The 26,516-nt window shown below is 34.1% G+C and carries 25 protein-coding genes and 1 tRNA gene; 13 read left to right on the top strand and 13 right to left on the bottom strand.

All coding sequences use genetic code 11. The features are described 5' to 3' along the window. The first annotated feature begins 72 nt into the window (after window positions 1–72). A complete protein-coding gene (locus ACLHDE_RS08565) occupies window positions 73–681 on the top strand; it encodes a DUF6448 family protein (protein ID WP_415396007.1) in 609 nt (202 codons plus the stop codon). Window positions 682–775: 94 nt separating this feature from the next. Here ACLHDE_RS08565 and ACLHDE_RS08560 read toward each other — a convergent pair whose 3' ends face one another. Continuing rightward, the gene (locus ACLHDE_RS08560; protein ID WP_415396006.1) at window positions 776–1,399 is read right to left on the bottom strand and encodes a TrmH family RNA methyltransferase; all 624 of its coding nucleotides are present in this window, start codon (window positions 1,397–1,399) and stop codon (window positions 776–778) included. Further along, the gene (locus ACLHDE_RS08555) at window positions 1,399–1,608 is read right to left on the bottom strand and encodes a hypothetical protein (RefSeq protein ID WP_415396005.1); all 210 of its coding nucleotides are present in this window, start codon (window positions 1,606–1,608) and stop codon (window positions 1,399–1,401) included. The genes ACLHDE_RS08560 and ACLHDE_RS08555 overlap by 1 nt, the downstream gene beginning before the upstream one ends. A gap of 66 nt (window positions 1,609–1,674) precedes the next feature. Between ACLHDE_RS08555 and ACLHDE_RS08550 the strand changes: the two genes are divergently transcribed. The 5 genes from ACLHDE_RS08550 to ACLHDE_RS08530 all read left to right on the top strand — a co-directional run bounded on the left by ACLHDE_RS08550 (window position 1,675) and on the right by ACLHDE_RS08530 (window position 5,586). Continuing rightward, the gene (locus ACLHDE_RS08550) at window positions 1,675–2,217 is read left to right on the top strand and encodes a hypothetical protein (RefSeq protein WP_415396004.1); all 543 of its coding nucleotides are present in this window, start codon (window positions 1,675–1,677) and stop codon (window positions 2,215–2,217) included. A gap of 190 nt (window positions 2,218–2,407) precedes the next feature. Continuing rightward, entirely contained in the window at window positions 2,408–3,406 is a 999-nt protein-coding gene (locus ACLHDE_RS08545; protein ID WP_415396003.1) for a hypothetical protein, read from the top strand. Window positions 3,407–3,675: 269 nt separating this feature from the next. Next, on the top strand, window positions 3,676–4,704 hold the full coding sequence (locus tag ACLHDE_RS08540; RefSeq protein ID WP_415396002.1) for a virulence RhuM family protein: 1,029 nt from the start codon (window positions 3,676–3,678) through the stop codon (window positions 4,702–4,704). 373 nt (window positions 4,705–5,077) lie between these two features. Next, window positions 5,078–5,284, top strand: a complete 207-nt coding sequence (locus ACLHDE_RS08535) for a hypothetical protein (RefSeq protein WP_415396001.1) — start codon at window positions 5,078–5,080, stop codon at window positions 5,282–5,284. 5 nt (window positions 5,285–5,289) lie between these two features. Continuing rightward, complete coding sequence (locus ACLHDE_RS08530; RefSeq protein ID WP_415396000.1) at window positions 5,290–5,586, top strand: type II toxin-antitoxin system RelE/ParE family toxin; 297 nt, start codon at window positions 5,290–5,292, stop codon at window positions 5,584–5,586. A 110-nt stretch (window positions 5,587–5,696) separates the two neighbouring features. Here the strand turns inward: ACLHDE_RS08530 and ACLHDE_RS08525 are convergent, their stop codons facing one another. Genes ACLHDE_RS08525 through ACLHDE_RS08505 form a run of 5 tightly spaced genes read right to left on the bottom strand, consistent with a single transcriptional unit; the run spans window position 5,697 to window position 11,820 of the window. Continuing rightward, complete coding sequence (locus ACLHDE_RS08525) at window positions 5,697–8,243, bottom strand: molybdopterin-containing oxidoreductase family protein (protein ID WP_415395999.1); 2,547 nt, start codon at window positions 8,241–8,243, stop codon at window positions 5,697–5,699. Beyond that, window positions 8,236–8,841 carry a 4Fe-4S dicluster domain-containing protein gene (locus tag ACLHDE_RS08520; RefSeq protein ID WP_415395998.1) on the bottom strand — a complete coding sequence of 202 codons (606 nt, stop codon included), beginning with the start codon at window positions 8,839–8,841 and terminating at the stop codon, window positions 8,236–8,238. The genes ACLHDE_RS08525 and ACLHDE_RS08520 overlap by 8 nt, the downstream gene beginning before the upstream one ends. Continuing rightward, window positions 8,842–10,323 (bottom strand): PhnE/PtxC family ABC transporter permease, encoded by a 1,482-nt coding sequence (locus ACLHDE_RS08515; protein WP_415395997.1) that lies wholly within the window; start codon window positions 10,321–10,323, stop codon window positions 8,842–8,844. Beyond that, window positions 10,310–10,969, bottom strand: a complete 660-nt coding sequence (locus tag ACLHDE_RS08510) for an ATP-binding cassette domain-containing protein (RefSeq protein ID WP_415395996.1) — start codon at window positions 10,967–10,969, stop codon at window positions 10,310–10,312. Before ACLHDE_RS08510 ends, ACLHDE_RS08515 begins: the two co-directional genes overlap by 14 nt. 8 nt (window positions 10,970–10,977) lie before the next feature. Then, window positions 10,978–11,820: a putative selenate ABC transporter substrate-binding protein gene (locus ACLHDE_RS08505; protein WP_415395995.1), complete on the bottom strand. Its 843-nt coding sequence runs from the start codon at window positions 11,818–11,820 to the stop codon at window positions 10,978–10,980. A gap of 290 nt (window positions 11,821–12,110) precedes the next feature. Between ACLHDE_RS08505 and selD the strand changes: the two genes are divergently transcribed. After that, the gene (gene selD, locus ACLHDE_RS08500) at window positions 12,111–13,145 is read left to right on the top strand and encodes a selenide, water dikinase SelD (RefSeq protein WP_415395994.1); all 1,035 of its coding nucleotides are present in this window, start codon (window positions 12,111–12,113) and stop codon (window positions 13,143–13,145) included. Window positions 13,146–13,148: 3 nt separating this feature from the next. Here selD and ACLHDE_RS08495 read toward each other — a convergent pair. After that, a tRNA-Sec gene (locus ACLHDE_RS08495) sits at window positions 13,149–13,247 on the bottom strand. A gap of 61 nt (window positions 13,248–13,308) precedes the next feature. On the opposite strand from ACLHDE_RS08495, the gene selA reads away from it, so the two are divergent. Further along, on the top strand, window positions 13,309–14,658 hold the full coding sequence (selA, locus tag ACLHDE_RS08490; protein WP_415395993.1) for an L-seryl-tRNA(Sec) selenium transferase: 1,350 nt from the start codon (window positions 13,309–13,311) through the stop codon (window positions 14,656–14,658). After that, complete coding sequence (gene selB / locus ACLHDE_RS08485; RefSeq protein ID WP_415395992.1) at window positions 14,651–16,489, top strand: selenocysteine-specific translation elongation factor; 1,839 nt, start codon at window positions 14,651–14,653, stop codon at window positions 16,487–16,489. The genes selA and selB overlap by 8 nt, the downstream gene beginning before the upstream one ends. A 37-nt stretch (window positions 16,490–16,526) precedes the next feature. Here the strand turns inward: selB and ACLHDE_RS08480 are convergent, their stop codons facing one another. Genes ACLHDE_RS08480 through ACLHDE_RS08465 form a run of 4 tightly spaced genes read right to left on the bottom strand, consistent with a single transcriptional unit; the run spans window position 16,527 to window position 21,942 of the window. Next, window positions 16,527–18,242: an efflux RND transporter permease subunit gene (locus ACLHDE_RS08480; protein ID WP_415395991.1), complete on the bottom strand. Its 1,716-nt coding sequence runs from the start codon at window positions 18,240–18,242 to the stop codon at window positions 16,527–16,529. Further along, window positions 18,242–19,834 carry an efflux RND transporter permease subunit gene (locus ACLHDE_RS08475; RefSeq protein ID WP_415395990.1) on the bottom strand — a complete coding sequence of 531 codons (1,593 nt, stop codon included), beginning with the start codon at window positions 19,832–19,834 and terminating at the stop codon, window positions 18,242–18,244. The genes ACLHDE_RS08480 and ACLHDE_RS08475 overlap by 1 nt, the downstream gene beginning before the upstream one ends. Window positions 19,835–19,843: 9 nt before the next feature. Beyond that, window positions 19,844–20,590, bottom strand: a complete 747-nt coding sequence (locus ACLHDE_RS08470; RefSeq protein WP_415395989.1) for an efflux RND transporter periplasmic adaptor subunit — start codon at window positions 20,588–20,590, stop codon at window positions 19,844–19,846. Further along, window positions 20,590–21,942 (bottom strand): TolC family protein, encoded by a 1,353-nt coding sequence (locus ACLHDE_RS08465; protein WP_415395988.1) that lies wholly within the window; start codon window positions 21,940–21,942, stop codon window positions 20,590–20,592. Before ACLHDE_RS08465 ends, ACLHDE_RS08470 begins: the two co-directional genes overlap by 1 nt. 116 nt (window positions 21,943–22,058) lie before the next feature. Between ACLHDE_RS08465 and ACLHDE_RS08460 the strand changes: the two genes are divergently transcribed. Both ACLHDE_RS08460 and ACLHDE_RS08455 read left to right on the top strand, forming a co-directional pair. Continuing rightward, window positions 22,059–24,038, top strand: a complete 1,980-nt coding sequence (locus tag ACLHDE_RS08460) for a thioredoxin domain-containing protein (RefSeq protein ID WP_415395987.1) — start codon at window positions 22,059–22,061, stop codon at window positions 24,036–24,038. A gap of 129 nt (window positions 24,039–24,167) precedes the next feature. Further along, complete coding sequence (locus ACLHDE_RS08455; protein ID WP_415398531.1) at window positions 24,168–24,545, top strand: DUF4395 domain-containing protein; 378 nt, start codon at window positions 24,168–24,170, stop codon at window positions 24,543–24,545. On the opposite strand, the gene ACLHDE_RS08450 is transcribed toward ACLHDE_RS08455, so the two are convergent. Next, the gene (locus ACLHDE_RS08450; RefSeq protein ID WP_415395986.1) at window positions 24,546–25,502 is read right to left on the bottom strand and encodes an HD-GYP domain-containing protein; all 957 of its coding nucleotides are present in this window, start codon (window positions 25,500–25,502) and stop codon (window positions 24,546–24,548) included. Window positions 25,503–25,586: 84 nt separating this feature from the next. Here ACLHDE_RS08450 and ACLHDE_RS08445 point away from each other — a divergent pair, with 84 nt between their 5' ends. Both ACLHDE_RS08445 and ACLHDE_RS08440 read left to right on the top strand, forming a co-directional pair. Further along, entirely contained in the window at window positions 25,587–25,907 is a 321-nt protein-coding gene (locus ACLHDE_RS08445; RefSeq protein ID WP_415395985.1) for a hypothetical protein, read from the top strand. Then, window positions 25,907–26,515: a type III pantothenate kinase gene (locus ACLHDE_RS08440; RefSeq protein WP_415395984.1), complete on the top strand. Its 609-nt coding sequence runs from the start codon at window positions 25,907–25,909 to the stop codon at window positions 26,513–26,515. The genes ACLHDE_RS08445 and ACLHDE_RS08440 overlap by 1 nt, the downstream gene beginning before the upstream one ends. Window position 26,516: the final 1 nt, after the last annotated feature.

The raw sequence follows: 26,516 nt of genomic DNA, 5'->3' as shown, positions 1-26,516 counted from the left end.
TGTTATCCAAGCATTAACCCCACGTTGGCTTAGTTGTTTTAAACTGCAGCCAACACAAAACAAAGGATTAAAATGTTAAAAAAATATATGAAAATAGGATGTGTGCCTCTGCTTGCAATCGCTCTGACAAGTAATGCTTATGCGCATTGTGATACGCTTGATGGCCCAGTGATAATTGATGCTAGAACTGCTATAGAAAAAAAAGATGTCACGCCAGTTTTGAAATGGCTAAAAGATTCTCACAGCGAAGAAGAGGTTAGGCATGCATTTAAAAGTGCCATGAAAGTACGAAACAAAGGTAAGGATGTGCAGGAGATTGCAGACCACTATTTCTTTGAAACGTTAGTAAGAGTTCACCGAGCCGGAGAAGGAGCACCATACACAGGAATCAAAGCCTCAGGAATAATAGCTCCGCCTATTGTGGCAGCAGACAAAGCTCTTGAAAAAGGTTCAGTAGACAAGCTTGCTAAAAAGATAGGCCAAGCAGTAGAGACGGCTATTAAAAAACGTTTTAAAGAGGCTAAAGAAAAAAGAATTCACATGGATGAGAGCGTAAAAGACGGCAGAGAGTATGTAGAATCATATGTCCAGTATGTTCATTTTGTTGAAGGTATACACAATATGGTAGCAGGCGGCGGCGGGCATGACCACGGAAAAAGCAAATCGCACGACAAACATTAATAAAAAAGGGGAAGAGGTGTCAGCTTCCTCCTATTATATTTTCACTCAAAAATATCTAAGTAAATAAAGAGGGTTCACCCATATACTATCACTATTATAGCAAATTTAATGATTTAAACTGATACATCATCAAGGAGGATGCAACGGCTACATTTAGGCTTCTGACACCATCTGCCATCTCTATATTTACTACCTCATCACAAATATCTAAGATATCTTTACTTAGTCCTAAACCTTCGTGACCCATAAGTAATACCCATTTTTTAGAAACTTTTACTTTTGAGAGTGGTGTTGAATCATTAGTAATCTCAGCAAGAGCTGCTCCACTACGCGCTATAGAGCCAATGTTTTCACTTGAAGTTATAGCATCTAACATTAAGATATTATCATCTAAAGAATCTAGGCTATTCTCACTAGGACGAATACCATGCATCATACAATGATGATGAATTTTATGTCCAACGATGCCTTGCATCTGCTCTTTTGTTGCTAAATAAAGTTTTGGGATATTTTTAGTTTGAATAAGTTTTTTAAACTCTTCGTAATATTCATTTGTTGCTAAAATAGACTCAATCTTTAAGTCCGTATCTAAAAGTATATTTACGACTTTTGGAGAATCCGCAACAAAAGAGTTTAACTCATCAAAAGCATTGTCACGGATTTTATGGTAGATTTGTAGTTCGTCTGTATCTATATCATCTACAGGTATTAACTCCATTAACTAATAGAGTTTTTATTCGCTATAGACGATAACTCTTCTAAAGTTTGTGCATCTAATGGTCTTTTTTTTATCTCATAAGCCATACCTACTAAAAACGAGTATGTATCAAGTTTTACATTTTGACTACGAAGAGCTGCTGATGAAATATACTCCATAATCTCTTCTTTTGAAAGTATACTACAACCCTTTTCTAAATTGTTTATCATTGAAAAAAGAAGATCATTGTAGATGCAAAAAACAACATTAATATTTCTACTTTATCATTAGCTGGTATGTCTAGAATCACAAAGATTCCCTCTTCAAACCCAGACCTTATAGCATACTCAAAGTTAGTAGGTGTAGCACTTCATAAAGCACTGCCAAATGGTAAGTACCTAAGTGTAAACCATGGAGCAAGTGTAGCTGATGGTTTAGTTACTGAGTTTACAACAGAATTTGAACTTGAAAAAGGTACTACATATGTAGAAGCAAAAAATAGTTTTAAGAAAGAGTTTGAAAGTGAAATAAGTCCAGTTGGATTTTTAGTACCAAAGTCTTATACATTAGAGCATGACGCTTATGATTTCTTCGATACTTATTCTATCATTAGATTTAATGCTATATACCCAGTTTCAAAAAATCATCCAGATGCTGGTGCTTACGCTCCTTTTTCAGTAGTTATATACAAGAAAAAAGATGACGACACTGTACATATAGCTTACCCATCTATTGATAACTGGATCGATGACTTAGGTATTAAAGAAGAAGCTACAATCAAAGCAGTTCGTGAAACTCAAGAAAAGATTAAAAATATTCTTACAGAACTTACTGAGTAGTTAGTTCAACCTACTAAACTTTCCTCGTTCCCATGCACTTTTTGCTTGGGAACTCAAAATACTTAACACTTCTTTTAATAATATACCGTATAAAAATGACATATTGAATGTCCAATTAATTTATGATTTTCTGTTTGTTCTTGCTATAATTATGAATAAATAGTTAGCCATTAAATTAAAAGGATAGTTCTTGAGTAAAAAAATAGATGAAGCTAGAAAAATTGCTGAAGCTTTGTTGGATGATTTAGAAAGTTCTACATCCAAAATAGATGCTGTTCTGATGAAAGCCAAAAGGCTCGCAAGGTTAATGCGTGATTCTGATGCGCAACTTTGGCTAGATTTAGAAACCAAAGGATACCCTGGTGAATTTTCATTCAAAGAGTTGGGTAGTTGTGAAAAGTATGCAATATCTGGAGGACGACTTAATATTAAAACATCCAAATACTATCCTCAAAGTCTATCTATAATAGAAGCAAATTCTGAATCAGATGAAGCTTTGTTGAACTCACTTGGAACTGCAAATTCTCCAACAGCAAATGTAAAAGACCACCTTGAACGAAGAGCTACAGAAGCACTAGTGAAAAGTCAAATTAAACTTCAATTACAACAGAAAAAAAATTATGCAAACAGCAAAGCATTATATTCATCAATGAAAGCTGCAATACATAATTATGCCACTGATACATATTTAGCAGTTGAATTTGGTGATGTTGCAGAAGAGATTTTTGAAGGGGCACGTAATCTTGTTGATACTTTTATTCGCTCTCACTGTCCTAAATCAGCAGAAAAAATAGTGGCTATCAACGAAAGAATGGCAGATGGATCAGAAGAATCTAGGTCAGCAGCATTAACCTCATGCAGACGTTTACTAATGGATGTTGCTGATTCAGTGTTTCCAGCAAGAGAAGAGGAATGGAAAGATAGAAAAGGAAAAAATAGAAAAGTTGGCACTGAGCAATATAAAAATCGTATTCTTGCATACTTAGCAGACCTTGGAGAAAGTAAAGGCACTTATATTTTACTAGAATCAGAATTGGAACACCTTGCTTCACGGCTCGATATAATTTATGAAAAAACTTGTAAGGGTGTACACATTGATGTATCTCTTAATGAAGCAAGGTTAGCAGTAATTCATACATATTTATTCATTGGAGAAATTGCCACACAGACAAATCAGGGGCAAGATTAGCAAATACTCGGAACAAATAGAGTTACATCCCTGTGAATGAATCTCCACTTTGTGGGTGTAAAAATATTACTCTACTAACTAAACCTTCCTAATCCTACAAACGGTATCGTTCCAAGCCTGCATTCCTACCATTGGGGTAGGGTTGATTGGGATGATGTGGTTTGGATTAACTCCGTTTAAAAAAAAAGTATTACTAAATGACATGTTTTTAAATAAAACTATAATTTTTAGTTAAAATTTTAAAAGTGGTGCGGTAAAGGATAGATAAAATGAATAAAAACTTAACAATAAGAAACTCTACAGCAGAATTTTTAATATTTACAACTGATAACGGACAAGATACCATAGAAGTAAAAGTATCAGATGAAACAGTATGGCTAACTCAAAAACTAATAGCTAAACTGTTTGATGTAAATGTAGCTACTATAAATGAACATCTTAAAAATATATTTAAAACCAATGAACTAGAAGAAAGTTCAACTATTAGGAAATTCCTAATAGTTCAAAAAGAAGGTAAAAGAGAGGTTAGTAGAAATATAGACCATTATAATCTTGAAGTAATTATCTCACTTGGGTATAGAATAAACTCAAACAAGGGTATAGAATTTAGAAGATGGGCTACGTCAGTTTTAAAAACCTTTACTACTCGTGGTTATGTACTTGATAATGAAAGATTAAAAAATGGTAGCTATCTAAATCCACAATACTATAAAGATTTAATATTAGAAATAAGAGATATAAGAGAGAGTGAAAGAAACTTCTATCAACAAATAACAGATATTTATGCAACTGCTTTGGACTATGACTTTAAAGCTCCTACAACACAAGAATTTTTCGCTATTGTACAAAATAAACTGCATTGGGCTATTCACGGTCATACTGCATCTGAACTTATAGTCCAAAGAGTAAATCATCAAAAAGAACATATGGGACTTACAAACTGGAAAAAAGCACCAAATGGGAAAATATTAAAATCTGATGTTACAGTTGCTAAAAATTATCTAGCTCAAAATGAGATAAAATCACTTGATAGAATTGTAACTATGTATCTTGATTATGCTGAAGACCAAGCTGAAAGGAATATACCAATGACTATGAAAGATTGGAGTCAAAAGTTAAATGCTTTTTTACAATTTAATGAACGAGATATTTTAGAAAATGCAGGAAAAGTTACAGCACTTATTGCAAAAGAATTTGCAATAAGTGAATTTGAAAAATATAAAGTAATCCAAGATAAATCATATAAAAGTGATTTTGATAGATTACTTGGAGAGATAGACACAACTAAACCTTCCTAATCCTACAACTTGCATTCCTACCATTGGGGCAGGGTTGATTGGGATGATGTGGTTTGGATTGAAGCCATTTTCACCCTTAGCGATTCTACCGCCATAGTTCACCATTCAGCCCAGTGAGTGAATCTCCACTTTTTAGGTGTTAAAACAATAAATAAGGGGTATACTTTTATATTGGATTAATAATTAGAGTTAATTTGTTTGTTGGTTTAGATAGCTCAGATGCCTTTCTTGGAAGGGTATATGTCAGTATGAATTCCCAAGTGAAACTTGGGAACTAGAACGCTTAGGTATATGAAACGAATAAAGTATCTGCTGTTGAATGGATTTATTAAAAGTGGATATAATAGAGTTATTAAAATAAAGAGGTAGCCCAATGACTTTACATTTAAATGCTTCAGAGAGTGTATCTCAAAAAATATTATCCTTTTTAGAGTCTTTAAGTAAGCAAGGTGAATCAGTTGAAATAATTGATGACTCAATTTATAAATATGAAAAAGCTGGTGTCCTAAAAGGTTTAGAGCAAATCGAAAACGACAATGTCTATTCATCTGAAGAACTACTAGAAGAGTTAAATAAATAAATTTTATGAAAGTGAATTTTTCTCATGATTCCAAAGAATTTATATTTAAACTAAAAAGCCACATATCAAAAGACAATCCATCTCGAGCTAAATCATATACAACAAAACTAGTATCTCGAATTAGAGATATGCTTCAACATCCTTATATCGGTAAAGTAAATGCTACATTCGATAATGAAAATATTAGAGAAATTATTTTAGATGGTATGAAAATTATTTATATGATTTATCCAAATAGTGTTGGTATAGTTATGATATATCAATATATTGATTTAGATGAATCTAATCTTGAAATAAAATAATATTATGATTTTCCTAATAACTGCCAGTAAATATTTCAGAACACCTCGTTGAACTAACCGAGGTGTTCTTTGGTGAGTCAAGTGTATCAAATTTGCTATATAGGTAATAATTAAACCTTCCTAATCCTACAAACAGTATCATTCCAAGCCTGCATTCCTACCATTGGGGCAGGGTTGATTGGGATGATGTGGTTTGGATTGAAGCCGTTTCCAGCACCTCCAAACTTCTTGTCCCACCAGATATTTCCATCTAACTCTAAGTCGTCATCTTTTGAAAAACCTGTAATGTTTTGTTTATCACCATTTGTACCTTTGGCAATTCTACCGCCAAAGTTCATACCAAGTGAGTTACTCATAGCTATGACTTGTGGATGGATGCCTTGTGTTACATGAGCTTTTACACTCATTGTGCCTACTACTTCATCTTTTAGCGATGCTCTAAATCCACTCTTTGGTCTATATGTAGTTATCTCCATATAGTCACCGTCTTTTATGTTTAGTTTTTTTGCAGTCTCAGAGTTTATCCAAACAGGATTATCGTGAACTATCTCAGTCAGGTACTTTTGAGATGTTGTTCTTGCTTGAGTGTGAACATTCCATTTAAAAGTAGTAAGGACTAGTTCATCTTCTTTTATCTCTTTAAGAGATGCTGGCATCTCAAAGTGAGGAAATCCATCATCTTTTATGTTTAAAGATTTAGCTGTATTTTCAATGGTACTAGAGTATATTTCAAACTTCCTAGATGGAGTTTTAAGACCTCTTCTGGCTACTCCGTTTTTCATGATTCCGATGGCTTTGTTCTTGTCTTTATCCACAACGTAGATGATTCCATCTTTTACAAATGAGCCTTCAAGTTGTTTTTTACTAAGGACTTTGTCGTATGACTCGTAGTTCTTTTCTTTGTCTTCAACCCAGACTCCGTGCTTTTTCATATACTCAAAACCGCTTAGTCCCTCTCTTTTAGGAAGAGTTGAAAGGCGGAGTTTTATAAACTCTTCGTAAGAGTCAAAAGCAAAGTATTTAGATACTGGTTTACCCAGTCTTTGTGCGATTTTTATAAGAGTATCTGCCAAGTTCTCACACTCATAAGGAGGCTGAATTGCTGGTTGTCTTAGTGCAAAGTATGGGATAAGCTCATAAGCATTTCTACCCTCAATAGTGAACCTCTCAAAGTATGTAGCATCTGGAAGGATAATATCAGCATAGTGAGCCATCTCAGAGTAGACAACATCACTACAAGCATGGAAAGGTATGACGCTCTCATCTTTAAGTACATCAACCGTTACAGATGGACCCTCAGGCCAAGTTTGCGGAGCTGAGATAGTGTAAGATATATAAACATCTATTTGCTGTTCTTTATTTTTAAGTTTATCAAAGGCAAGATGACTTACTCTCATCTTTTGCCATTTGTTTGAGAGTGGGTAGAGTCTCGGGTCTTCTAAGTCTGTTGTAAACTTTGGTTTTGGAGGAATAGGACTAGGCATTGGAAATGACTTATGACTTTTACTTTTAGAACCACCAAAAGCGTAACCGCCTTTTTTACCGATGCTACCAACTAGAGCATTTAGAATAATTACTGATCTATCATTGTTAAGACCGTTTTGGTGAGCTTGTGAACCTCTGTTTGTAAAAGCGGCACAAGCAGGAGCAGCAGATGCAAACTCTATAGCTACTCTCACGATATCTTCTTCACTAAGTCCACTTACCTCAGATGCATACTTAGGAGTATATGGTTTAACAAACTCTTTTATCTCATCTAAAGAAGTATTACACCACTCATCTATAAACTCTTTGTCATATAGTTTTTTCTCTACGATTACATTTGCCATAGCCAGAGCAATAGCACCCTCAGAAGATGGAAATGGAGCGAACCACTCATCACTTCTTCCCGCTGTATTTGAAAGCCTAGTATCAAATGTTACAAGCTTCAGACCTTTTCGTTTTCCCTCTACAAATCTTTTTAGAAGAGGAAGCCCTCCTTGGTGAGTCTCAAAAAAGTTAGAACCGAAGTTTAGAAGATATTTACACTCTGCGGCATCTAGTGTTTCCCAGCTTGTGTCACCTATAGTCGTATAGTTTGCAGCTCTTTTGTTAGATGAGCATAAGCCTCTATGGTTTAGTACAACCGGTGAGCCGATAGCATCCATAAAGCGACCTGTTATGTCACCCATTTTATTTCTACCTTGGTGAAAAACTACCTGTTCTGGTTTACCTGCATCTAGGTTCTTTTTGATTTTTTTAGCGATAGTGTCATATGCTTCTTCCATCGTGATTCTCTGCCAAAGACCTTCACCACGTTTTCCTACACGTTTGAGAGGGTAAACTATTCTCTCAGGGTAGTCTATAGCAGAGACTCCACCGTGTGCTTTTGCACATAGTTTTCCTTGTGAGTTTGGATCGTTTAGATTACCTTCTACACCAAGAACTTTTCCATCTTTTACAAGTACATTCATACCACATACGCTTGAGCAGTTTAGACATACACTAGGAATCTTCTCTATATCTTTTATATTCTTTGCAAGTGTCTGGGCTGTTAAAAAACTTTTTATATTTACTATTTCAGCTGCTTGTGCACCTGGAGTAAGAGATATCACATCTCCGAGTTGTAAAGTAGCGATAGTGATGGCACTTGTTTTTATAAAGTCTCTTCTATTCATGATCTTTTTCCGCCCAAGTATTGATTTCGTAGTTTAGTGGTGAGAAGTTTTTCCCTGCTCTTAGTTTTTGTTTCATCAGTTCATTTGCACCTATGTGGAGAGTTCTAGGTTTATCGTTTGGTGCATTTTTAAAAGGTATTGCATCTGATGGTATCTCTGCATCTGAGCTGATAACTTTGATGGCATCTGCCACACAAGTTTCTTCACAAGCTGGTCTCATACCAACTTCGAGTCTATGAGAACACAAGTTACACTTCTCAGCATTGTTTGAAAAAGGGTTGACATAAATAGCACCTATAGAACAAGCACTTACACAGTCTCCACAACCATCGCACTTGCTTTCATCTACTTCTATGATTCCGTTTACTCTGCTTAAGGCTCCTCTTGTACAAACACTCATACACTCAGCACTCTCACATTGGCGACACATAAGAGGAAGGAAGTCTCTTTTTACTTTAGGATAGCTTCCCGTGTCTAAGTAAAGAGTCATAGTTCTAAAGTAACCTAAAGGAGCACCAAACTCCTGCTTACAAGCAACCTCACAAGCATGGCATCCAACGCATTGCTCAGCATCTATTATCATTCTATAATCATTCATCTATTTTCCTTCGTATTGGCATGTAGATATGTTCTTAGTCGCTCTAAGATACTCTCTTGTTTTTTTTGAGATTACATCTACTAAGATGTTTAAAAGTGCGGTGACTATTAGAAGTAAGAACATCTTGTCTAGTCTAAAGTCTTCTATGGCTGAGTCTATGTAAAATCCGAGAGTTGTGATGCCAAGCACACCAAGTATGGCACTCTCTCTCATGATGATTTCCCATCTGTAAAACAAAAATGCCAAAAACTGAGAGTAAACTCTTGGTAGAACTTCATAAAAGTAAAGTTCTGTTTTTCTCTTTGTAGTGTCGATGCGAAGCTTCATTGCATCTGTGTCATGACCTATAAGGTGAGAGATAATTGAGCCGTTATGAAGCATAAGTGCAAGAGCTGCTGGAAGCATCGATGGACCAAAGAGTTGTAAAAATATATAAGCCAAAATATACTCTGGAGTAGAGCGAAGAACTACTAAAAATACATGTGCAGATATCTTTGTCGGCTTGGAAGAAAACTTTGAACTTACAAGTGGAAACAACACTAAAGTCAAAAGTGCAGTCAGTAAAAGTGAAAGCTGTGTAAGAACCAGTGTGTTTGTGGCTCCTGGTAAAATCTCATTTGCAAAGATGTTTTCAAACCATGAAAGAGTGCTTTGCAGACCTAAGTCATTTTTGATTGGGTGAGGGATGATGTCCTCTGTGAAAAATCTTTTTAAGTTAGCAAAATTGAAACCGCTAAAGTCATCCAGATACAAAAATGAAGCTATAACTAAAGGGGCAAACGTATATTTGTTAAACCACTGCTTGATAGATGCTATAAGAATATAAAACAAAATTAGTATTAGCCAAACTTCATGGTAAAACCCCTGCATAAATGAAGAAGACAAGTAGTACCCAAGTGTAGTGATACCGACAAATCCAAGTATGGCAGTAGAGCGAAGAGCACACTCAAAACGGTATCTTGTATATGAGATAAGATGAGGAAGTGCACCTGGTATCTTTGTGTAGATAAAGTAAGAGAGTTTGTCTCTTCCTCTTAGTGTATCTCCAAAACTATCGTTCTCTTGAAGTATCTCAGCGTAGACTTTTGCCAGAGTTGCAGAGTAGGGGATGACTATGGCTAAAAGAGCAGTTAGAGTGTTTAATCCAAATATCTGTAGAAATATCAACGCCCAAAAAAGTTCATGTATAGCTCTTGTAAATGCTAAAGATATTCTAACTACAAGTGAGCCAAAAAAGAGTGAAAGAATAGCTCCAAAAATACAAGAGAAAAATATAGCTAAAACAGCTATAGAGATAGTTGTTAAAAATGCTTTTAGTAAAACAGAGTAGTCGTTAAACTCCATGGAAAATATAGAAAGAAAGAAGTCTTGACTTAGACTTGTAGCATCTATAGTAGTTATCTCTAAATCTGCGAAGTAAAAAGATATCAGCCCTATCGCGACAAATATAAATGAAACTCTAAAATTTTTACTCGCAAACATAGTACAACTTTTGAATATCGTCTTCGCTAAGCTCTGAGCATTTTTTGTCTATGATGATTTTAGAGTTTTTTAGACCAATAACTCTATCAAAGTTTTTAGTTGCAAGTTCTACATTGTGAAGAGCACAAACAATAGTCTCAAAGCTCTCTTTTAGAGTGGTGATTACTTTAGAACTTAGGTACTCATCAAGAGCTGAAATAGGCTCATCAGCAAGTAAGATGCTCTTGTTCTCATACATAGCTCTACCAACGGCTACTCTTTGTTTTTGACCGCCTGAGAGAGAGTGGACTTTCTCAAAGAGTTTATCTTCTAACTCTAATGCATCTATAATGTCTATGACATCATTCACATCTTCTTGTGCAGGGTTTATCAGGTTTATGAGATTGTGAATAGTTGAAAACTCATCTAGTTTAGCAATGTAGATATTGTTATAAGTAGATAAGTTTTCAACTAAACCAAGATCTTGAGGAATGTAAGAAGACTCTTGCTTTTTTGACTCATAAAGCTTTTTGATAAGAGTACTTTTTCCACTTCCACTTTTACCAAGAAGTGCAACTCTCTCTCCTCTTTTTATATCAAGAGAGACAGAGTGTAGTATGACTTGGTCATTGTAAGATATGGACTCGTCGTTTAATGAAAATGCCATGATAAGACCTAGTCTATAAGACCTGTTTTTTTCCCAACACTAAGTATGGGATCAAAGTCTGAGTTCTTTGCTTCTATAAAACCGCTTCTATCAAATGAGGCTAAAATCTCTTTATCTTTTAGGTTTAAAAGAGTCTCTTTAAGTCTCTTTGTAAAACCCTCTCCATAAGTAGCATCTAGGTCTCCATGAGCTGTAAACTGATAGTCCGGAAAAGTAGGTGTCTTCCATATAATCTTTACTTTAGAAGTGTCTATCTTTCCATTTTTTAGAGCTGAGTCCCACACTTTAAAGTTAACCGCACCGACTTGGTAAGCTCCACTTTGAACCAAAGCGATAGTCTTAGTATGGTTTCCAGAGTAACCAACTTTAGAAAAAACTTCTGAGGGAGCTTTACCTAGATGCTCACGTATAAAGTACTCAGGCATAAGTCGCCCACTTGTAGAGCCTTTTGAGCCAAAAGTAAATGTTTTATTTTGAATCTCTTTTGGAAAATTATTTGAGTATTTTAAACCTATTTTAGTGTTTGCTATGATGTATGAGCGAAACTCTCTATCTTGAACACCTTGTGCTATAGCTATAGAGTTTGGAACTATCTGTCTAGCTTTAACACCGCTAAAACCGCCAAACCAAGCTAGTTGAACTTGTTTGTTTCTAAAAGCAGCTATAGATGCTGAGTAAGATTTAATAGGTATAAACTTAGCATCTACATTTAACTTTTGTGAGAGATAAACGGCTAGTTTTGAGAAACGCTCTTTTAGCTTTGTCTCATCTTGGTCAGGGATTGCTGAGAATGTAAATGTTTGAGAGAACAAACTTGAAGAGAGTAGTAGGCTTAGTAGTATATTTTTCATGATAACTCCAAAATAATTTTGAAGCATTAAGTGAGAGTCATAAAATTAGCATAACTTATTTATGTCAAGCCTAAACCTTAGGCAAATGCTCTTTAATAACCTAACTTTATAGGAATAAATATTAATTTTTACTTAAATAGTAAAATAATCTTTACTATTTTAATATTAGTTTAATTTTATAACTAGTAGAATACAAGTAACATTAACCTATGGATTAGGTGTACATAAATGTAATAAAATCTTTTACTACACTTCTTACACTTACCCCATAAAATACTTTAAGGCTAAACATGAATAACGAATCTAAATTAACTAAGTTCGTTCAAGCAGCTGGTTGAGCAGCGAAGATGGGTCCGGGAGATCTAAAACATACAATTCGCTCACTTATACCAGATAACGAAAATGTGCTTGTAGGATTTGAAAACAGTGAAGACGCTTCGGTTTTTAAGATAAATGAAAATGAAGCATTAGTCCAAACTGTTGATTTTATTACACCTGTTGTTGATGACCCGTTTATATATGGAAAAATCGCAGCAGCAAACTCTTTATCAGATATATTTGCAATGGGAGCAGAAGTTAAGACTGCACTAAACATTGTAGGCTTTGACAAGACTAATCATGACTATGAAGTTCTTAGTGAAATACTAAGAGGCGGAAATGAGAAGATAAAAGAGTGCGGTGGTGTTTTAATCGGCGGTCATACTATAGAGTCACTTGAGATGTATTATGGACTTAGCGTTACAGGGATGATACATCCTAGTAAAGTTCTTAGAAATAATACTCCCAAGATAGGACATGTTTTAGTGTTGACTAAACCTATAGGCATGGGTATCTTAACAACTGCCATTAAGAGAGACCTACTTAAAACAGAGACTACTCTTGAAGCCATAAAAGTTATGGAAGCTCTTAACCATTTACCCTCAAGACTCCTAGGGGAGTATGAAGTAAGTGCTTGTACTGATGTTACAGGTTTTGGTCTGCTTGGTCACGCTTACGAGTCTACAAATGAATTTGTAACTCTTAGTATAGATGCCAAGAGTGTTCCTGTTATGGCAGATGCATTTGAGTTGGCAGAAAAAGATGTAGTTCCTGGTGGGACTAAGAGAAATATGAAGTATTTAGAAGATAAGGTTACATTTGTTAGCGATGCTACGAAGTACGCACTAATGTTTTGTGATGCACAAACATCGGGTGGACTATTAGTATCTATGAATGAAAAAGACGCACGGGAGTATGTAAAAAGAGTTGAAGATTTGACTTTTGGTTACGCGTGTGTGATTGGTTCTATTATTCCAAGAGGAGATAGACCGATAATCGTGTACTAAGTTTGGTGAGAAGGCGAAGGAATCGAACCTCCCGAGGGTTTGTCAGCAAAACCTCCAATCAGGGTTGAAACCTGTGGTGCCCACCAGGGTCACATGCCCCCCAAATCTTGTACAACTGAAGTGTACTACATAAAATATAAAAACTATCTAAAAAAGGGTAAAAATGTTTTTACTAAAATCTATTCCTAAGGTAGACAAGTTTACCCAGAATGAAAAATTTGATGACTTAGCCTCGTCACTTGTTGTTAGTATTACTCAAGAAGTTCTTCAAAACTTAAGAGAAAACATTTTAAAAAATGAAGTAGAATCTTTCACCGAAGATGAGTTGGTAGATGCAGTTTTACAAAAATACTCTGAACTTACAAAACCCTCTCTACAAAAGCTAATCAATGCAACTGGCGTAATAGTACATACAAACTTGGGACGAAGCCTGATAGATGAAAAAGCATTTGATAAAGTAAAAGATGTAGTAACTAGCTACAACAACCTAGAGTACGATTTAGCCAAAGGTAAAAGAGGAGAGAGATACTCTCATATCTCAGATGTGATTTGTAGACTTCTTGGATGCGAAGATGTTCTTATAGTCAACAATAACGCAAGTGCAGTCTTTTTAATCCTTAATACCTTTGCAAAGAAAAAAGAAGTGGTCGTGAGTCGCGGTGAGCTTGTAGAGATAGGCGGAAGTTTTAGAATCCCAGATGTTATGAAACACAGTGGGGCAAATCTTGTTGAAGTCGGAGCTACAAACAAAACGCATCTGTATGACTATGAAGATGCCATAACTGAGAAGACATCAATGCTTATGAAAGTTCATAAGTCTAACTACTCTATAGAAGGCTTTAGCTCTGAGGTCGAGTTTAAAGAGTTAGTACACCTCGCACGTGAGAAAAATCTTATAGACTACTACGATATGGGAAGCGGGCATCTGGTTGATCTTCCTTATGGACTTGACCAGCATGAACCCTCAGTACTAAAATATATGGAAGAAAATCCATCACTTCTTAGTTTCTCAGGGGATAAGCTTTTAGGAAGTGTACAAGCTGGAATCATAGTAGGAAAAAAAGAGTACATCGCTAAACTCAAAAAGAATCAGCTTCTTCGTATGTTAAGAGTAGATAAACTTACCCTTGCACTGCTAGAAGAGAGCGTAACGTCAGTGTTGCTTAACAAGATAGATGAGATTCCTACTTTAAAGATGCTTTTCACTCCTACTGATGAACTAAGAGAAAATGCACTATCTTTACAAGAAGCAGTAAAGGATATATGCGAGTCTGAAATCATAGAGACCAAAACTGTCATAGGTGGCGGTACTACACCAAACAGAACCATTCCAAGCATCGCAATGAGCATCAAAATAAAAAACTATAAACAAAACAAGATGGAAAAACTATTTAGAGAGAGAAAAATAATAGGTCGAATAGAAGACGATAAGTTTTTACTAGACTTTAGAGCTATACGAAAAAGTGAAATAGAGCAAATAATAAGCGTAATAAAAGAGATATCAGATGTCTAACTTTATCATAGGAACATGTGGACATATTGACCACGGTAAAACAGCTCTTATCAAAGCACTCAATGGTTTTGAAGGTGATACTACAAAAGAAGAACAAGAGCGTGGTATAACTATAGACCTTAGTTTTTCAAACATTGCTCAAAATGATAAAAATATAGCTTTTATAGATGTTCCCGGACATGAAAAACTTGTAAAAAACATGATAGCTGGAGCATTTTCTTTTGACTGTGTACTTATAGTTGTGAGTGCAGTTGAGGGAATAAAGCCACAGACTGTAGAGCATCTAGAGATTTTAAATCTACTTGGTGTAAAAAATGCAGTCTTAGTGGTTACAAAAAAAGACTTGATAGACGAGGCTGAGCTAGAGAAAAAACTATTAGAAGTTGAAGAGTTTATTCACAGATATGACTTTGACTTGAAATTTAGTATGGGTGTCTCTATTTTCGATGAGGTTTCAATAGAGAACCTCAAAGAGAGACTTTTTACTCTTGATGCAAGTACAAAGATAGAAGAGAATTTCTTTAGATACTATGTTGACAGAGTCTTTAGTGCTAAGGGTGCAGGAACTATTGTAACTGGGACTGTACTTGGTAAACCCATAGAAGTGAATGACAAACTGTTTATCTGTGATATACAAAAAGAGTCCAAGATTAAAAACCTTCAAGTCCATGGGGCAGATGCCCAGACTGCAAATATCTCAAATAGAACAGCCATAAATTTGAGTGGTGTAGATGCTAAGGATATAAAAAGAGGTTTTGTTATCAGCAAAAAAGGATATCTCAGAGGTTTTAACTCTATAGACATCTCTTTTAAAACACTAAAAGATAAGTTTTTACATCATAATAGACACTACTCAATCTATATAGGTTCAAGAAAGATAGATGCAAAGGTCTTACTCTTTAACTCAGAGGATTCTTTGACAGAGGGTTTTGCATCTATAAAAAGTGAAGAGGATATCTTTAGCATCTACAATGAGAAACTAATCATAAGAGATGGAAACTTTACAGTGGCTGGCGGGGTAGTTTTAAACCCTGTAAGTGACCCTATGAAAAAGTCTCAAAAGTTGCATCTCTTAGAAGCGCTACAAAAAAAAGATATACCAAAAGCATACTCGATTTTACTTTATGCACATAAAAAAGGTTTAGGACTCATCTCATCTGCACAAAGGTTTGCACTCTCACATCAAGAAGCACTCCATAGTGCTAAAGAGTTATATGAAAGCTTTGTGGATGAAAAAGAGCTTATCATCTATCCTTTATCTACAAAAGCTACTATTTACGCCAATATTAAAAATATCTACACTAAAAATCAATACGCACTTCTCTCAAATGCTTCTATAAAGCTCAGACTAAAGTGGGCGAGTACTGATTTTATAGAGCTTGTTTTAAATGAACTTGTAGCTGAAGAGTTTTTAGTAAAAGATGGAAACCTCTATAAAAATGCAGATATAAAAGAAGACTTCACAAGCTCTCTAGAGCAGATAATGTTAAAACGTTTAGAAGAGGAGGGCATCGCTCCAACTGCTCCTTACAACATCTATGATGACCTAGATATAGACAGAGAAATGGGTGATGAGATTTTAAAATCACTCTGCGCTAAAAAACAAGTTATAAGACTTCAACATAACCTTTTCATCCACTCTTCTAGTTTAAGTTCACTTGTAAATGATATGAAAGAGATTATAAAAAAAGACGGTTATATAGAGATACAAAACTTTAAAGCCAAACATCCACTAAGTAGAAAATATCTTATTACTTATTTGGACTATTTAGATAATTTTTCAGAGATAAAAAAAGATGCAAATAGAAGAGTTTTTGTTAAGTATAACTAACCAGATAGTATGACTATCTGGTTATAAAAGAAAGAGATTAAAGTGGATTATCAATAGATACCTCTTTTCTCTCATGAAAGTGAAAGTGTTTTTCCAAATCTGTTTTAAATAGAAGTACAGGTACAACGATAAGAGAAGCTACAACGGCTGCTATAGTTCCAAATATCAGAGCAACACCAAGACCGCCAAATACAGCATCTCCGGCAAGAAGTGTAGACGCAAGAATAATAGCTGCCGCAGTTAGGAAGATTGGCTTAGCACGAGTTGCAGTTGCGTATGCGATAGCTTCAGCTTTATGCATTCCCTTTTCATCCATTAGTGACTTTGTAAAGTCTATAAGAAGAAGTGAGTTACGAGAACTGATTCCTATTAGTGCAATAAATCCGATGAGTGAAGTCGCAGTTAAAAAGAAAGTATCATCAGTAAAGATGTCCATAATCCAGTGACCAACGATTACCCCTATGATAGACAAAAACGAGCCTAAAAGAATGATACCGCTGAGTGTATAACTTTTATAGTATATTACCATTAATAAAAAGATAAGGATTAGAGCGGCTATAAATGCAGCACCGAGTTCAACAAAAGTATCAAGTGTTACTTCCATCTCTCCATCCCAAATGATTTTATATATCTCTTTTGTATCTTTATCTGTAAGTTTAAGGTTAAACATACCGATTTTTTCTATCTCATATTTATCTGTAAATGTATCAAGAATAACATTTCTTGCATCCATCAGAGGATAAACTTGTGAAAGCATATCTGTCTCAGCCATAACATTTGTCATCTGATGAAGATTTTTACTCATAATCAAAGGGTTTGACTTTTTAGGTTTAATCGTTACTAATTCAGTTACAGGTATCATCATACCCATTTTATTCATAAGCTTCAAAGATGAAAGTTTAGCTTTTACTGCATTGATATCTTTAGAAGTAAATCTTTTTGAGTCTTGAGAAAGTGATAGATAGATAGGAATTTGATCATTATAAACATCAGAGTTCTTAACAGCTATCTGCATACCTTCAAATGCAAGATAAAGAATGTCATTTAACTGCTTGATATTTGCACCAGAGAGAGAGACCTTTGTACTATCTACTTGAACTTCAAAAGTGTCATAAATCTCATCTTGCATAATATCTATATCTACTAAACCATCAGTCTTTTTAAATACATCCGATATTCTATTTGATAATTCTCTTATACCTTGTGCATCCCCGCCATAAACTTCAGCAACAATAGCTGCTAAAACCGGAGGTCCTGCAGGTGGCTCAACAAAAGATACAACAGTATCAGGATATAGTGACTCACAGTTTTTGACAATAATTGGTCTCATACGCTGAACCATCATATATGAAGGCTCACTTCTGTCATGTTTCTTTGTAAGGTTTAAAACAATTTCTGCAACATTTTCAGAATTTTTAAAATGTGAGCCTTTTATTAGTCCTGCAAAATCAAGAGGAGCTCCCATACCTAAGAAAACCTCAATATCTAAAACCTCACCTTCTTTTTGAATATATCCAACAATACAATCAGTTACATTTTTAGTCTGCTCAACCGAACTTCCGTTTGCAAGTGTTGCATAGATGTTAAATGTATCATTATTTTTACCTGGTAACATCTTCGCTAAGACCATTTTACTCGGCGCTATCATCAGTACAGAAAGTATAAATGCTATAAGCGTTCCAAAAAAGATTATCTTTCTTTTTGTGCCACTTTGGATTCCATTAAAAATAGCTTTTTCAAATTTATCAAACATTAATGACCTCCTTTTTTATCAAAATCTGGTCTTTTTAGCATTCTAACTGCTAAGTACGGTGTGAAAATATATGCAACAAATAATGAAGCAATAAGAGCTACGGGAACATTAGCTGGAATTGGTTTCATAAACTGACCCATCATCTGTCCAACAAATGCCATTGGAACCATAGTCATAATAATCGCCAAAGTTGCTATATTTGTAGGTGGACCTATCTCATCAGTTGCACGTATCATTAAATTGTCTGCAGTACAATGCGCAGATGCAACATCATGATAGTGTCTGTGAATATTTTCAATAACAATAATCGCAGCATCTACTAAGAGACCAAGAGATAGTAAAAATGCGAATAGTGTGATTCTATTGATAGTCTGCCCAGTTAAGTAAGCTACAAAAAGTGTAATTGCTAAGATGGCAGGTACTGTAAAAGTAACAATAAGAGATTCTCTCCAACCAAGAACAAGAACAAGTAAAATAGCAATGATTACAATAGAGAGTACCAGGTGAAATACTAGTTCATTAACAGCTTCATCTGCTCTTTCTCCATCATTTCTAGTGATAACATAGCTGATACCATTATCATGTAAGTAACCTTTATACGAGGCTAGTTCTGTTTTTACAGCATCTGCAATTACAACGGCATTTGTACCTTGAAGCTTAGAGACTGTTAGAGTAACTTGATCTTGAAGTGGTTGAAATTTACCACTTTCATCTCTTACGCTGATTTGAACTGATTTGAAGTTTTGAATATCATAAGATTTTTCCACTTTTGCTATTTGATTTAAGTAGATTGGAGAACCCATGTACTGTGCAACAATAATATTTCCAATATCTTTTGAACTTTCAATAGCGTTTTTTACACCAACCATGATTATTTTATTGTCATTAGTTCGGTTTTTTACAGCAGGAACACTGTATGAAAGTGACTGTACAGCTTTAACAATCTGTCCCATAGAAAGGTTATAACCAGAGAGTTTATAAAGGTCTACATTTATGTTAAATTGAGGTTTGTTTCCACCTTTTACCTCTGTTACAGCTACATTATCCAAGCCATTAACTTGATGTTGAATCTTTTTTACTTTGTTATAAAGTTCTGTTTTGCTCATACTTTTATCATTTGAGTAAAAGGCAACTGTCACAACGGGAATATCAACATCAATATCAAGAGGCTTAATGATAGGATTCATTGCACCTTTTGGAAACATATTAGAGTTTTGCATAATTTTATCATAGACTTTAAGGTTTGATCCCTCTTTCTCTTCACCGATAAAAAAAGCTGCATTCACGATACCGACATTGTCCATAGCAGTTCCATAGATATGTTCAACACCCTTTACTTCTTTTAGTTTTCTCTCTAATGGCTGTACGATTACTTTTTGTATCTCAGCGGCACTAGCTCCAGGAAGGGCTACAATAACCGTAGATCCACTAACTACCATCTGTGGATTTTCTTCTCTAGGCATAATCATAAGTGCCAGATATCCGATGGCTAGCAGGGATACACCAAGTACAAGTGTAAGGGGATTTCGTAAAAAACCTTTTGCTAACTTACCAGCTGAATCAGTTGGTTGATAAGATTCTATTTTTTCCATATTTGCACCTTATTTTATTTCTACAGTTGCATACATACCAGGATACACTGATTTGTTATTACTTTTGAATGAAATTTTGATTTTAAAAGTGTGAGTCATTGGGTTTGAACTTGGAATTATTGCACTAACTTTACCACTACTTTTAATATTTAGTGATGGGATATTTACAATAACTTCAGTTCCGTGTTGAATTCGGCTTAAATCATTTTCTGCAATTTCTGCAGAGATTTTTAAATTACTCAAGTCAGAAAGTATAATTGCCGGCATTCCAGGCATAGCCATTTCACCAACTTTAATATTTTTAGCAACTACTACACCTGCGTTTGGTGCCTTAACATTTAGATATCTATATTGATTTTGAACTTCTTGAAGTCTTGCTTTTGCAATAGAAATCATATCTTGAAGGTTAAGTGCAGCTAACTCTAGGTTCTCTACTTCATATTTTGAAACCATATCTTTTGCAAGAAGTCTTCTGTATCTGTCTAGGTTTAGTTTTACGTTTGAGTATTGGTTTTGATACATTTGAAGGCTAAGTTCAGACTGTCTCTTTGCTGAGTCTATCTCTCTTGAATCTATAGAATAAAGAACTTGATCTCTAACCACTCTCTCTCCCTCGCTTACATTTACTTCTGTAACAAAGCCCATAAAACGGCTTGTAATCATCTTTTGGTTATCTGAAATAACACTTCCAGAGAGTGTAAGAGTCTCAGCTATAAGTGAAGCTCCAAGTGCTATTAATATTAAAATCTTATTCATTATCTATTTTCTCCGTTTGCTAATTTTTCTAAGGCGAATATACGCTCATTTCTTTTGTTTTGTGCCATTTGCAGTTCTAGTATTTTTTGAATCTGTTCTGATTGTTTTATAATTACATCACTCATAGAAGTTAGTTTTTCTCTATATCTGCCCTCATAGTTTGTGTAAATCTCATTTGCAAGAGCCAGCTCTTTTTCTAAAGAAATGATTTCAGCATTATAAGTATCTATCTCAGTTCTTATCTTAGCTACTTTAAGTGCTATACCTTGTTTTGCTAACTCTACTTGTGTTTTTGTTTTCATATGCTCTATACGTGATTTTTCAACTTTTGCATCATCAATGCCACCATTAAAGATATTCCAAGTAAGTCTTGCACCTACTGTATATGCTTTATGGTCGTCTGCATCTCCTAAAAAGGTATTGTCTGCAGTTGCAACTTCTGCAAAAGCTCCAACCATCGGGTAGTAAGTAGATTTAGATACATCAACCATACTTTTGCGAACTTCAAGACCTCTCGAAGCTTTTTGTATATCAAGGTTATTATTTAAAATATCTTCGTTTGTAAAGTTAGGCATAGTAACATTTGGGGAAGTAGTAGAGATATTTTCTACTTTTTGGTTTAGCAAGAAGCTGATGTAGTGATAGAGAAGTTTTTGATTAGATTCCATTTGAAGAATCAATCTTTGTACATTGCCTTTTTTAGCTTGAACTTCTAAAAGGTCAACCTTTTTTGCATATCCAACTTGAATCATCTCTTTTGTCATATCTTCCAAGGTCTCAATATTTGTAAGAATTGTATTTAAATTTTTAGTAGAGTTACGAAGCAGAGCCATGTCATAAAAGCTTTTTCTCGTTTGATAAATTTTTTCGTTTATAACTTGTTTTTTTTCTAGTTTTTTTATTTTTGTCATTGATTCCATGATATCAACATAACTTGATATTTGAAAACCTGTAAAAAGAGGAACTTCATATTTTAGTTTGCTCTGAAAAAAGTTTCTAGCATCTGGATAGTTTAAGTCATCTGGAGGTGTATCATTCGAGATTTTTCCAAAATCTGCAAATCCGAAATCATTAAAAGTTGCCTCTCTCGAAGTTAACTTAAATCCAAATACATTTCCTGCATCATTTGAGTTCGCATAGTCTTGCACGAAGTCAAGCTTACCCCAATGGCTACCACTAGCGGTTTGAATTTCCGCCTTTGCTGAATCTACATTAAGTGATGCAGTCTTTATCTCTAAGTTTTCTGATTTTAAAATCTCGATAGCCTCATTTAATGTGAGAGAGTTTGAGACTGCAATATCAGAAGCATTAAGAAGAAATGCTGTAAGTAACACACCAACTATTTTTTTCATCTATTTTCCTTATCTTTTGTTGTTATAATTAAATTAAGTTTTTATTATAACATATATTTCTTTTTTATATATCACATTAAAATCACATTAATTATGTTTTAGGATATAATAGTTAAATGAAACAGATACTAGTGATATTACTTTTTTTTATCTTTATAGATGCTGATGAACTAAAAAATGAATTAGCACAGGAAACCTCTCCCTATCTACAACAACATGCGACAAATCCAATCAACTGGCTACCTTGGGGTAATAAAGCTTTTCTTAAAGCAAAAAGAGAAAACAAGGCTGTTTTCCTATCTATAGGATACTCAACATGTCACTGGTGTCATGTGATGGCTAAAGAGTCTTTTGAAAATAAAGCAATAGCAGAGTTGTTTAACAAGAACTTTGTTTGTATAAAAGTTGACCGTGAAGAGATGCCACATCTTGATAGTTACTATCAACAACTGCATCTAAAGGTAAAAAAAAGAAATGGAGGATGGCCTCTGAATGCTTTTTTGACTTATGATAAAGAGCCGTTTTATATTGGGACTTATATACCTCCAAGCGAAGAGTACTTTCACGAGGGTTTTGATACTCTTTTACCTAAGATAAGCATGAGATACAAAAGCGACTACAAAGGTGTTTTAGCTCAAGCTCAAGCTATGGAGTATTTAATGAATAAACCTTTAGTGAGACTGAAAAGTGATAGTGCAAAAATCTCTGTAGATACTTTAAGTGTTTCAATTGAAAAAAGTTTTGATGATATATATGCAGGTTTTGGAAGAAACAAAAAGTTTCCAGAAGCTTCAAAACTAGCCCTTATGATGGACTTGGCACTTTTAAAAAAGAGCCAAAAACTACAAAAAAACTCTTTAGCTATGCTAGATGCAATGGCTATGCGTGGACTTTACGACCATGTAGAGGGAGGTTTTTTTCGTTACAGCGTAGATGCAGCTTGGGAGATTCCTCACTTTGAGAAGATGCTTTATAACCAAGCTGAACTTATTCCTCTTTATGTACGTGGATATCTATTAACTCAAAAAAAGTTGTATAAAGATGTTGTAAGAGAGAGCATTGAAATGCTGGATAAGAAATTTGTCAAAAATAAGCTCTACTACAGTGCCTCAGATGCTGACACTTATCATGAAGAAGGTAAATACTTTATATTTACAAGTGATGAAATTGAACAAGCACTAAAGAACAATTTAAATGCTAAAACATTAAGAGAAGATTTTTCTTTTGATGAGTTTGGAAACTTTGAGTCAAAAATACATCTTAACTTTATGTCAAACGATAGAGTAAAAGGTTTTAAAGAGTTTAGAGCTGAACTTCTTAAAGTCCGTAAAAACAAAGAGTATCCGTTTATAGATAAAAAGATAAATACAGCTTGGAATGCCATGATGATAGAGGCACTCTATAAGGCTTCAGCACTTGATAGGAAGTATGCAAAAAAGGCAGATGAACACTTAGGGGCTCTTTTAGCATATATGTTTAAAAAAGGGGAGCTATATCATCAAGCTCTTATAGGAACAAAGCCTTTACAGTTAGCTCTTTTAGAAGACTATAGCTTTATAATCTCAGCTTTGCTTGCATCTTACGAAGCCAATTTTGATGAAGATAAACTCTCAAAAGCAGAGTACTTTTTAAATAAGGCAAAGAGTAAATTTTATAAAAATGGTATCTGGTATCAAAGCGATGATGAGCTAAATATAAAAGCAGATATGCGTAACAAGTACTACACCTCTGCACTTGCAAGAATGACTAAAAATATTATTAAACTTGCATCTTTGAGAGCTTCGTTTAGATATGAAAAACTAGCCCTAAAAACATTAGAATCTCAAAACACTTTGATAGAAAAAGAGCAGTCCAATGTTCCTGCATCTGCTATAGCATTTTTAATGCAAGAAAAGGAAGTTGTAACATTAAAAAACACTAAAGAGATTCTGATAAAAGATTTTTTAAATATAAAAAAAATTAAACATCCATATGTTTTGATGAAAAATGAAAAGACAAACTTTGAGTATTTAGCATGTACAATGAGAAGCTGTTTTGCTATGGAAAAAGAGTTCTTCAAGATAAAAATGATGATTGAAGAGAATATAAGAAATTAAAATAATAATACTTTAAGAATAAGATACTAAACTTTCAATAAAAAATATTAAAGGTTATTTACTTTGTCTCACTCATGTCCCCTTAATTTTGAAAATGTTGATAGCAATGTAGCTAGATTTGTAGCCCTAATGGTTAGTATTTTGCTAGTCACTTATATGATTACGTTTAACGTTTTTATACTATATATTTTGTTTTTTGATTTTATGGTGCGTTTATTTTGTAAAAAAAAGTATTCTCCTATCTTTCAGATATCAAGCTTACTTAAAAAACTTTTTAAATTAAAAGATGAGTTTACTGATGGTGGTGCAAAAAGACTGGCTGGATACTTTGGTCTTTTTTTTGTTCTTATGCTAATAGCAGGAAATAATTTAAATCTTTATTTCTTTTCAATCATAGTATCGTTTATATTTTTGTCATGTGCTTTACTTGAGGCTTTTTTTAATTACTGTATTGGATGTAAAATTTATTTTTTAATCAAAAAAATCTACCCTAGCTTTATGAATTAGCTAGAGTGATTTAAGTAGTAGTTGAAGGTATTTACGGTTAAATTTGTTTACCATTGAATCATCTTTAATCATCATCTTAATAGCTTCAAAAGATGTATATTGTTTTCTATGAGGTCTGTTGCTTGTAAGCGCATCGAAAACATCACAAATAGCTAAAATAGAAGCAAAAATACTTATCTCCCCTTGCTTTATTTTATCTGGATATCCATTCCCATCATATTGTTCATGATGATGCCTGATTGCGTCTAAAATAATGGGGTCATGTATATTGTTTTGTTCTATAATAGCAATACTATATGTGACATGTTTTTGAACTTGTTCAAGCTCTAAAATATCAAGTTTTGAGCTTTTATTCATTAAAGACTCCTTGATTTTTTTTACACCAAGATCGTGCAAAAGAGCAGCAGTTCCTATTTGTATAAGCTTTTTATTGTCTAAATCAAGGTCATTTCCAAGCTTCATAGCATATATAGTCACATGTAGTGAATGGTTAGATAGGGAGTTGTTTTCTATAAAGTATGGAATTGTATTTTTTAAAAAATTAATATCGTACTTGAGTAGGTAAAGAATTGATTCTAAGATTATAGTTACACATTTTAAATCAATCTTGTTGAGTTTATTTTTCAAAAAGTTCTCAAAAAGTTCATTGTTTATCTTGTAAATAAATTCTATTCTTTTATCGGGATTGTTTTTATTGTATTTAATATAATATTTTAGAGTCTCACATGTAAGCGAAAGCTTCTTTTGGTCATTTTTAAATATATATAAGCTAGGTCGTTTTTTCAGTTTTGCATACAAAGCCTCTGATAAATAGGTTCCAGCTTCTATAATAATAATATAATCATTGCTCTTTTTTATAAAAACATCAAATGTTATAGTATCGCCAACAGCAACAGAGTCTAAATCTAACAGTGTATGAGAATCCACCGTTATTATATTTTTTTGAACTACTTTCATATATAATAATTATATCATACTTGTGTATCTTTGAAGTATAGTTTTGATAAGATATGCTTTTAATAATAAAGGCAAAAAATAGATATGCAAATGGTAGTTGACTCCCTTAGAAAAAAAGGGAAAATTTATAAAAAGATGCAAGAGGTTGCTCCTAAAGAGTTGGGGATACGCAACAAAATAAAAATGTATAAAGCAACAGATACAACCGGCTATTTTTGGGCAATTTTTGCTGTAAGTCAAAAGAGCAGACTACTTATGAAAGACGTGCATAAATTTGAAGAGATATATGCGAAACTGACAGTTTTTTGTGGACACAACTTTAAACACAAGATTATTTTTATAGATGCACCGCTATGTTCTAAAGCAAAAGAAGCTTTTAAAAGCCAAGGCTGGAAAATTCAGTAATGCTTCTTTGTGACATAGGAAACACTTCATACCACTTCTTAGACGGTGAAACAGACTACAAAAAAGACAGACTCAGTTTTGACCCTTCAACTATAAAAGAAGATATTCACTACATCTGCGTAAATCCAAAAATCAAAACAATTTTAAAAAATTTGCCAAACTGGATAGACCTCTCAACTAAACTAGATATGAGTAAATATTATGAGACTATGGGTGTTGACAGGATGGTGGCATCTGAAGCAATTGAGAATGGAATCATCATAGATGCAGGAAGTGCCGTAACTGTAGATGTAGTAAAAGACGGCTTATTTCAAGGAGGCTTTATCTATCCAGGGTTAAATGCCATGAGTAAGACTTACAAAGATATATCTTCAGCCTTAGATTATCCATTTAACTTCGACTTAGATTTAAATACTCTGCCGAAAAACTCCACAGATGCCATAAGCTATGGCTACCTAAAAACTTTATACTGCGAAGTCATATCTCATGATATGAACATTGTCTTAACGGGCGGAGATGCAAAAGAGTTTGCAAAAATCTTTCCAGATGCCAAGGTTAATGAAAGTTTGATATTTAAGGGAATGAAGAAGCTCTTGCAAAATAGATGAG

This window comes from Sulfurimonas iocasae (assembly GCF_047716755.1).
In the GTDB taxonomy this organism is placed as follows: domain Bacteria; phylum Campylobacterota; class Campylobacteria; order Campylobacterales; family Sulfurimonadaceae; genus Sulfurimonas.
Note: the sequence above shows the minus strand (reverse complement) of the source record. Positions and strands in the feature narration are given on the sequence as shown.

What these genes read in the sequence shown, in the direction of transcription:
- selB (WP_415395992.1), top strand. Translation starts at nt 14,651, where the DNA reads ATGTCTAACTTTATCATAGGAACATGTGGACATATTGACCACGGTAAA.
- ACLHDE_RS08510 (WP_415395996.1), bottom strand. Translation starts at nt 10,969, where the DNA reads ATGGCATTTTCATTAAACGACGAGTCCATATCTTACAATGACCAAGTC.
- ACLHDE_RS08555 (WP_415396005.1), bottom strand. Translation starts at nt 1,608, where the DNA reads ATGATAAACAATTTAGAAAAGGGTTGTAGTATACTTTCAAAAGAAGAG.
- selA (WP_415395993.1), top strand. Translation starts at nt 13,309, where the DNA reads ATGTTTTTACTAAAATCTATTCCTAAGGTAGACAAGTTTACCCAGAAT.
- ACLHDE_RS08465 (WP_415395988.1), bottom strand. Translation starts at nt 21,942, where the DNA reads ATGAAAAAAATAGTTGGTGTGTTACTTACAGCATTTCTTCTTAATGCT.
- ACLHDE_RS08535 (WP_415396001.1), top strand. Translation starts at nt 5,078, where the DNA reads ATGACTTTACATTTAAATGCTTCAGAGAGTGTATCTCAAAAAATATTA.
- ACLHDE_RS08450 (WP_415395986.1), bottom strand. Translation starts at nt 25,502, where the DNA reads ATGAAAGTAGTTCAAAAAAATATAATAACGGTGGATTCTCATACACTG.
- ACLHDE_RS08565 (WP_415396007.1), top strand. Translation starts at nt 73, where the DNA reads ATGTTAAAAAAATATATGAAAATAGGATGTGTGCCTCTGCTTGCAATC.
- ACLHDE_RS08470 (WP_415395989.1), bottom strand. Translation starts at nt 20,590, where the DNA reads ATGAATAAGATTTTAATATTAATAGCACTTGGAGCTTCACTTATAGCT.
- ACLHDE_RS08445 (WP_415395985.1), top strand. Translation starts at nt 25,587, where the DNA reads ATGCAAATGGTAGTTGACTCCCTTAGAAAAAAAGGGAAAATTTATAAA.
- ACLHDE_RS08530 (WP_415396000.1), top strand. Translation starts at nt 5,290, where the DNA reads ATGAAAGTGAATTTTTCTCATGATTCCAAAGAATTTATATTTAAACTA.
- ACLHDE_RS08550 (WP_415396004.1), top strand. Translation starts at nt 1,675, where the DNA reads ATGTCTAGAATCACAAAGATTCCCTCTTCAAACCCAGACCTTATAGCA.
- ACLHDE_RS08505 (WP_415395995.1), bottom strand. Translation starts at nt 11,820, where the DNA reads ATGAAAAATATACTACTAAGCCTACTACTCTCTTCAAGTTTGTTCTCT.
- ACLHDE_RS08480 (WP_415395991.1), bottom strand. Translation starts at nt 18,242, where the DNA reads ATGTTTGATAAATTTGAAAAAGCTATTTTTAATGGAATCCAAAGTGGC.
- ACLHDE_RS08540 (WP_415396002.1), top strand. Translation starts at nt 3,676, where the DNA reads ATGAATAAAAACTTAACAATAAGAAACTCTACAGCAGAATTTTTAATA.
- ACLHDE_RS08520 (WP_415395998.1), bottom strand. Translation starts at nt 8,841, where the DNA reads ATGAATGATTATAGAATGATAATAGATGCTGAGCAATGCGTTGGATGC.
- ACLHDE_RS08560 (WP_415396006.1), bottom strand. Translation starts at nt 1,399, where the DNA reads ATGGAGTTAATACCTGTAGATGATATAGATACAGACGAACTACAAATC.
- ACLHDE_RS08455 (WP_415398531.1), top strand. Translation starts at nt 24,168, where the DNA reads ATGGTTAGTATTTTGCTAGTCACTTATATGATTACGTTTAACGTTTTT.
- ACLHDE_RS08515 (WP_415395997.1), bottom strand. Translation starts at nt 10,323, where the DNA reads ATGTTTGCGAGTAAAAATTTTAGAGTTTCATTTATATTTGTCGCGATA.
- ACLHDE_RS08475 (WP_415395990.1), bottom strand. Translation starts at nt 19,834, where the DNA reads ATGGAAAAAATAGAATCTTATCAACCAACTGATTCAGCTGGTAAGTTA.
- ACLHDE_RS08525 (WP_415395999.1), bottom strand. Translation starts at nt 8,243, where the DNA reads ATGAATAGAAGAGACTTTATAAAAACAAGTGCCATCACTATCGCTACT.
- ACLHDE_RS08460 (WP_415395987.1), top strand. Translation starts at nt 22,059, where the DNA reads ATGAAACAGATACTAGTGATATTACTTTTTTTTATCTTTATAGATGCT.
- ACLHDE_RS08440 (WP_415395984.1), top strand. Translation starts at nt 25,907, where the DNA reads ATGCTTCTTTGTGACATAGGAAACACTTCATACCACTTCTTAGACGGT.